Below are 6,113 nucleotides of genomic sequence, written 5' to 3' on the forward strand. Positions count from 1 at the left end.
GGAGCCGCGTCTAGCCGCGCTGGATCCGCGGGAGCTCGTACGTCCCGTTGAAGACCGCAGCCCCGGGCGTGTACATCCGCAGCAGCGGGCGGAAGCGGCCGCTGGGAGTGGGCAGCCAGTTGGCGGCCGTCTTGTCGTCCGCGGGGCGTTGCCGGCGGAGGTGGAGGGTCAGGGAGCCGTCGTCGGCGTAGGTCAGGCCCGGGGTGCGGTCGCCGATGGAGTAGCGGTCGATGGCGTTGGGGACCAGGCGGCGGTCCTGCGCGTCGTACATCGTCAGCGACCAGAACGCGTCCACCGGCGGGGGCTTCTCGAAGCGCAGGGTGTAGGCGTTGTCGCCCTCCAGGGGCCGGCCCTCCGCGTCGGTCCAGGTCATCGCGTACGCCGCTTCGTAGCCGTGCTTGCCCCAGAGCGCGGTGTGGGCGGTCGTGGCGCGCAGCAGGCGGGCCGCGTCGCGGTCGTTGCGGATCCATTGCGGGTCTTTGAGGGTGCCCACCTCGAAGTGGTCCGCGTTGTAGTCGTAGTCGTGATAGCTGAGTTTCCAGGCGTTGCGCTGTTCGTGGTCCGCGTCGGTCGACGCCTGCTCGATCGTCGCCCTGGCTTCGGCGAGTCCCGCCCGCAGCGCTTCGGCGAGCTCCGGCTCGGGGTGTGCGTACGGGCTCTGCGCGTCCAACAGGCCCAGCGGGGCGAAGCGTTGCTGGTACGCCGCCTCCGCCGGGGCCGGCGGGAAGGACGCCATCCTGACCCGCAGCTTCTCGTAGAAGAGCAGCTCCGGCTCGCCGTCGGAGACGTATGTGTGGGTCGGCAGGCCCCGGGGCTCCTCGGAGGCCGTCCAGTACGGCTCCAGGTGTGTGTCCTCCTGGAGTGCTTGCACCGCCGCCATGTCGTCCGGTCCCGCGCAGGCCCACCGCCCGACGATCATCGCCACCGTGGTCGGCGCGGAGATCCGGGTGGCGCCCGGCGGGACCTCCTCGTCCCAGCCGGGCGGCGTGAGCAGGTAGCTGGCCTCGCCGGTGCCGGTCGCGCGGCGGCCCACGTACGCGAAGTTGTTGGTCCACGCGTCCACGAACTGAAGGACGTAGTAGCGACCGCCGGTGTCCGGCACGGTCAGGAGCAGGGCTCCGCCGGACAGGTCCAGGTGCGCGATCGAGTAGACGGTGTCGTGGTCGGCGTCCGCGGAGGAGTCCCCGGGGTCCGCGAGCTTCGTCCCGTGGCTGAACTCGTTGGACGGCACGGGAGGCACCGAGCCCATGCCGTTGCGGGAGAAGCGGTCAACTTCGTCGAGGTTGCGCACCAACGGGTAGCCGTAGATGTACGCCTCGGCCGCCAGCGCCCGTAGATCGGTCGTGCCGTCGGTCATGCCGTCCGTCATGCGCGCCGCCTTCTCGTGATCAAGGTTCTACGGACATCGTCGGGCCGCCGGGGTACTCCTGCCACTCTTGTCGTCCGCGCGGCGTGGCGCGGTGTGGCGTGGCGTGGTGTCGCCTGGCCCGGCGTGGCCCGGCGGCGGCCCGGCGGGATTCGTCACCCGGGGGAAGGCGGGGGCGGTGTCTGGTCGCCGAAGCGGCGTTCGAACTTGGCCACCTGGCCTTCGGAGTCCACCACGCGGGCCCTGCCCGTGTAGAAGGGGTGGCTCTCGGAGGAGATCTCCACGTCCACCAGGGGGTATGTCTCGCCGTCGTCCCACTCGATGGTTTCGTTGCTCTCCGCGGTGGAGCGGGTGAGGAAGGCGTAGCCCGCCGAGCGGTCCCTGAAGACCACCGGGCGGTAGGTGTCGTTCTTGCCCTTGTCCTGAGTCATTCCTTCAGGGTGGCCGGGCACGGGGGGTACGGCGAGCCCCGGGACCCCACGTGGGCTAGGCCGAGGAGGTTCTCTTCTTCGCGGGTGCCGTCTTCTTGGCGGGTGCCGTCTTCTTGGCGGTTGTTTTCTTCGCGGTCGTCGTCTTCTTCGCGGTCGTCTTCTTCGCCGGGGACTTCTTTGCCGACGACTTCTTTGCCGCTGCCTTCTTCGTCCTGCCCTCCAGCGGCGTCACCTTCGCCACGCCTCCGCCCGTCCTGCTCTCACCCGACCCGCTCTCGCCCGTCCCGCCCTTCTTCGCCGCGCGGACGCTGTTCTCCAGTGCGGCCATCAGGTCGATCACCTTGCCGCCGTCCGCATCCGACGCGTCCGGTGCCGGTTCCGCGGGGCCCGTGCCCTCTGCCTTGGCGGTGACAAGCTCCTCGAGCGCCGCGCGGTAGTCGTCGTGCAGGGAGGACAGGTCGACCTCCCCCAGGGTGTCCATCAGGGCGTCCGCCAGATCCAGTTCCGCGTCCCGCACCCTCACCCCGGAATCCGGGGCCACGCCCTCCGACGTGCGGATCTCGTCCGGCCACAGCAGCCCGTGCATCGCGATCACGTCGTCCACCACCCGCAGCATCCCCAGGCGCTCCCGCCCCCGCAGCGCGAACCTGGCGACCGCCACCTTGCCGCTCCGTTTCAGCGCCTCCCGCAGCAGCGTGTACGGCTTCGTCGCGGGGACTCCGTTGGCCGACAAGTAGTACGCCGTGTCCATCTGCATCGGGTCGATCCTGTCATGAGGCACGAAGGCGACGATCTCGATGGTCTTGGCCGTCGGAATCGGCAGCGCCGCCAGATCCTCGTCCGTGATCGGGATGATCGAGCCGTCCGCGTCCTCGTACCCCTTGCCTATCTCGGCGGACGTCACCTCCCGCTCCTCCAGCTCGCACACCTTCCGGTAGCGGATCCGGCCCCCGTCCTCCACATGGATCTGCCGGAAGGACACCGCGTGGTTCTCGGTGGCGTTCATGAGCTTGACCGGAATGCTGACCAAGCCGAAGGAGATCGCACCGTTCCATAGGGATCGCACGTCAGGCACCTCTCAGCAGCCGAGCTCAGATTTACGGTGATTCGTCCGTATTCGTGGGATTCTCATCGTATGACGCCGATCACCGAGGTGGAGGGGCGGCGGCTGGCCCTCAGCAATCTCGACAAGGTCCTCTACAGCGCGTCCGGCTTCACCAAGGGCGAGATGCTGCACTACTACGCCAGTACCGCCGAGGCCCTCCTCACCCATCTGCGCAACCGGCCCGTCTCCTTCCTGCGCTTCCCGGACGGACCGGGCGGCCAGCGGTTCTTCGCCAAGAACGTGCCGCCGGGCACCCCCACCTGGGTGCACACCGCCGACGTACCGCGTTCGGAGGGAGACATGCGGCAGATCGTCGTGGACGATCTGGCCTCCCTGATGTGGGCGGCCAATCTCGTGACCGAGTTCCACACCCCGCAGTGGCAGGCGGATGCCCCCGCCATGGCCGACCGGCTCGTCCTGGACCTCGATCCGGGCGCGCCCGCCACCGTCGTCGAGTGCTGCCGGGCGGGCCTCTGGTTGCGTGAGCGCCTGGAGGCGGACGGTCTGGAGGTCCATGCGAAGACCTCCGGCTCCAAAGGGCTGCATCTGCTCTGCCCCCTGGAGCCGACACCCTCCGAGCAGGTCACCGCCTACGCGAAAGAGCTCGCCAGGGAGGCCGAGGCCGAGCTGCCCGCCCTGGTCGTCCACCGGATGACGCGCAGCCTGCGCCCCGGCAAGGTCTTCGTCGACTTCAGCCAGAACGCCGCGTCGAAGACGACCGCCACCCCCTACACCCTGCGCGCCCGCGAGGAACCGACCGTCTCCACCCCCGTGACCTGGGAGGAGGTCGAGGCCTGCGGCGACCCGGCCGATCTCGTCTTCCTGGCGGGCGACATCGCGGACCGTCTTGCGGAGTACGGGGATCTGCTGGAGCCGCTCACCGATCCGGACCGGGCCCGCCCGCTCCCCCGCGAGGCCGGCGCATGATCACCCCGCCCCTGCGGGCCGCGCTCGCCGAGTCCGTCACCGCGCTGCCGCAGGGCGATGGCTGGGCGTACGAGCCGAAGTTCGACGGTCACCGTCTGATCGTCTTCGCCGATGGCCGTCGTGTGCGGTTGCAGGCCCGTTCCGGGCGGCTCGTCACCACCGCGTTCCCCGATCTCGCCGATGCCGCGCAACAGCTGCCGGAGGGGACCGTGCTCGACGGCGAGGTGGTCGTCTGGGCCGGCGGCCGCATCGACTTCGCCGCCGTCCAGCGCCGCGCCGCCGGCACACGCGCGCACGCCACGCATCTCGCGCGCACGCTGCCCGCCTCGTACGCCGCCTTCGATCTGCTCGCCGACCGGGGCGAGGACTGCCGCGCCCTGCCCTACGAGGAGCGGCGCGCACGCCTCGTACGCCTCCTCGAACCGCTCGGCCCGCCGCTCCAGGCCGTGCCGATGACGACCGACCGCGCGCTGGCCCTGACCTGGTACGAGACCCTGCCCGCCACCGGCATCGAGGGGCTGGTGATCAAGCGTCTCGACGGGAGTTACCGCGGCGGCGTCCGGGCATGGCTGAAGCTGCGGCACAGCGACACGCGGGACGCGGTGGTCGTCGGGTTCACCGGGAGCAGGGCCCGCCCGCAGGCGCTCGTGCTCGTCCTGCCGGGGGACGGCACGCCCGTGGTGTCGTCGCCGCTCGGCCCGGCGCTGCGGACGGCGGCCGGGGCGGCGCTGCCGGAGGCCAGGGGCGAAGGGACCGCGATCGCCGCCGGGATCGGCGAGGTCACGTACACCGCGCTGCCGACCGAGCCGGCCGTCACGGTGGAGGTGCGGCAGAACACGACCCGGCATGCGACCGCGGTGGTCGTGCGGTTCCGCTGAGGTGCCGGGAAGCGCCTCTGGGACGCAGACGTGACCGGCATCACGTCTAATCAAGTTTGACTACGGCCCTGATCGAGCATAACTTTCTCTGCGCACCCCAGTAGTCAAACTTGATCAGGAGTCTGCATGACCGTTCTGCCCGAGACCGGATACGTCCCGACCGACGAGGACCGCGCGAGCCTGGCCGCCTGGTTCGCCGAGTACGACGCACACAGCGCGCGGCGCGACGTGGAGCGCATGGCCGACCTGGCCGTCTTCCCGCTCAACCTGGTCAGCGACGACTCCGCGGGCGACGGGCGCTCCGCGCAGTGGGACCGGGAGCAGTTCGTCGCGACCATGACGCACGTGATGGGGGACGGGAGCGAGGACATCACCTTCGAGTCCACGCGCACGCCCGTCTTCCTCTCCCCCGCCATGGCCGTGGTCTTCACCGACTCGGTGATGACCGCGAACGGCGAGACGCAGCAGCTGCGCTACGCCGACATCCTGCTGAAGCGGGGCGGCGCCTGGGCGTTCCAGACCATGATCCAGGGCGGCTGGGGCGACAACCTGTGACGGAGCGCTGAGAGAACCGCCGGAAGGGGCCTAGATCCGCAGCCACGTATGCCGGTCGCGGGCCATCGCGTGCAGCGCCTCCACATCGGCCGGTTTCAGTACGCCGCCGGTGGCCGCGACGGCGGACACCTCGGCGTCGCGCACGATCCGCACGTCGCGCGGCGGCGCCGTGACGTCCAGGCCCGCCGCCCCGGAGAGGGCGAGGACCGGGCGGATCTCGGCCGTCAGCGCGAAGGACGCCCGGTCGGCGTCGGCGCGCAGCTGCCTCAGGAGTGGACGCGGGTCCGCGCGGCCGACCGCGATCATCGGGTCGGCGACGCGGACCCGCTGCTTGCGGGCGGCCACGGTGTGCACGCCGAACAGGCCGCCGGGGCCGATCAGCAGGTGATGCATGCGGGCGCCGCCCGGCAGCGGCACCGAGTGCAGGGTGTGCCAGCCCCCGCCTTCAAGGCCGTCCAGCACCTCGCCGATGGCCTGCTCGGCGGCGAGCGCGCGCTGCCGCGGATCCGCGCGTAACCGGCGGGCGGGGGCCGGGTCGCGGTCGAGGGCGATCAGGAGGGCCTCGCCGGGGCGGTTGGGGGCCAGGTCGTCATCCGGGTGGAGGGCGAGGCGGGCCAGCTCGGCGGGGGTGGGCACGGGCGGCGGGCCGACCGAGAAGCCGCCGGTCAGGAAGGGGGCGAGGGCGCGCAGGACGGCCTCCCTGTGCTCCTCGCTGAGGAGGTTCACGCGGGACGACTCCCTCTCGTACCACGCGAGGCTTCTGCCGTCCGCGAGGCAGACGTACAGCCGCTCCTGTCCGTGCCGCCAGGCCGGTATGACGCGCAATCCGCTCATGCACCATCACCCCACGG

7 protein-coding genes are annotated in these 6,113 nt (G+C 71.1%); 3 read left to right on the forward strand and 4 right to left on the reverse strand.

The window, feature by feature from the left end; genetic code table 11:
• Positions 1–10 precede the first annotated feature (10 nt).
• The 3 genes from ACQKIP_RS04015 to ACQKIP_RS04025 all read right to left on the reverse strand — a co-directional run bounded on the left by ACQKIP_RS04015 (position 11) and on the right by ACQKIP_RS04025 (position 2,863).
• A complete protein-coding gene (locus ACQKIP_RS04015) occupies positions 11–1,369 on the reverse strand; it encodes a DUF1254 domain-containing protein (RefSeq protein WP_365860619.1) in 1,359 nt (452 codons plus the stop codon).
• 152 nt (positions 1,370–1,521) lie between these two features.
• Positions 1,522–1,797, reverse strand: a complete 276-nt coding sequence (locus tag ACQKIP_RS04020; protein WP_365860618.1) for a type B 50S ribosomal protein L31 — start codon at positions 1,795–1,797, stop codon at positions 1,522–1,524.
• Between the two features lie 55 nt (positions 1,798–1,852).
• The gene (locus tag ACQKIP_RS04025; RefSeq protein ID WP_427742093.1) at positions 1,853–2,863 is read right to left on the reverse strand and encodes a Ku protein; all 1,011 of its coding nucleotides are present in this window, start codon (positions 2,861–2,863) and stop codon (positions 1,853–1,855) included.
• A 69-nt stretch (positions 2,864–2,932) separates the two neighbouring features.
• Between ACQKIP_RS04025 and ligD the strand changes: the two genes are divergently transcribed.
• From ligD to ACQKIP_RS04040, 3 genes are all read left to right on the forward strand, one after another.
• Entirely contained in the window at positions 2,933–3,829 is an 897-nt protein-coding gene (gene ligD / locus ACQKIP_RS04030) for a non-homologous end-joining DNA ligase (protein ID WP_365860616.1), read from the forward strand.
• Positions 3,826–4,707 (forward strand): ATP-dependent DNA ligase, encoded by an 882-nt coding sequence (locus ACQKIP_RS04035; protein ID WP_365860615.1) that lies wholly within the window; start codon positions 3,826–3,828, stop codon positions 4,705–4,707. The genes ligD and ACQKIP_RS04035 overlap by 4 nt, the downstream gene beginning before the upstream one ends.
• A 126-nt stretch (positions 4,708–4,833) precedes the next feature.
• Positions 4,834–5,262 (forward strand): DUF4440 domain-containing protein, encoded by a 429-nt coding sequence (locus tag ACQKIP_RS04040; protein ID WP_365860614.1) that lies wholly within the window; start codon positions 4,834–4,836, stop codon positions 5,260–5,262.
• A 30-nt stretch (positions 5,263–5,292) separates the two neighbouring features.
• Here the strand turns inward: ACQKIP_RS04040 and ACQKIP_RS04045 are convergent, their stop codons facing one another.
• Complete coding sequence (locus tag ACQKIP_RS04045; RefSeq protein ID WP_365860613.1) at positions 5,293–6,096, reverse strand: nuclease-related domain-containing protein; 804 nt, start codon at positions 6,094–6,096, stop codon at positions 5,293–5,295.
• Positions 6,097–6,113: the final 17 nt, after the last annotated feature.

The organism is Streptomyces sp. NPDC059900 (assembly GCF_050270335.1).
Lineage (GTDB): Bacteria > Actinomycetota > Actinomycetes > Streptomycetales > Streptomycetaceae > Streptomyces.

Coding starts and splice junctions, on each gene's coding strand:
- ACQKIP_RS04040 (WP_365860614.1), top strand. CDS start 4,834: ATGACCGTTCTGCCCGAGACCGGATACGTCCCGACCGACGAGGACCGC.
- ligD (WP_365860616.1), top strand. CDS start 2,933: ATGACGCCGATCACCGAGGTGGAGGGGCGGCGGCTGGCCCTCAGCAAT.
- ACQKIP_RS04045 (WP_365860613.1), bottom strand. CDS start 6,096: ATGAGCGGATTGCGCGTCATACCGGCCTGGCGGCACGGACAGGAGCGG.
- ACQKIP_RS04020 (WP_365860618.1), bottom strand. CDS start 1,797: ATGACTCAGGACAAGGGCAAGAACGACACCTACCGCCCGGTGGTCTTC.
- ACQKIP_RS04035 (WP_365860615.1), top strand. CDS start 3,826: ATGATCACCCCGCCCCTGCGGGCCGCGCTCGCCGAGTCCGTCACCGCG.
- ACQKIP_RS04015 (WP_365860619.1), bottom strand. CDS start 1,369: ATGACGGACGGCATGACCGACGGCACGACCGATCTACGGGCGCTGGCG.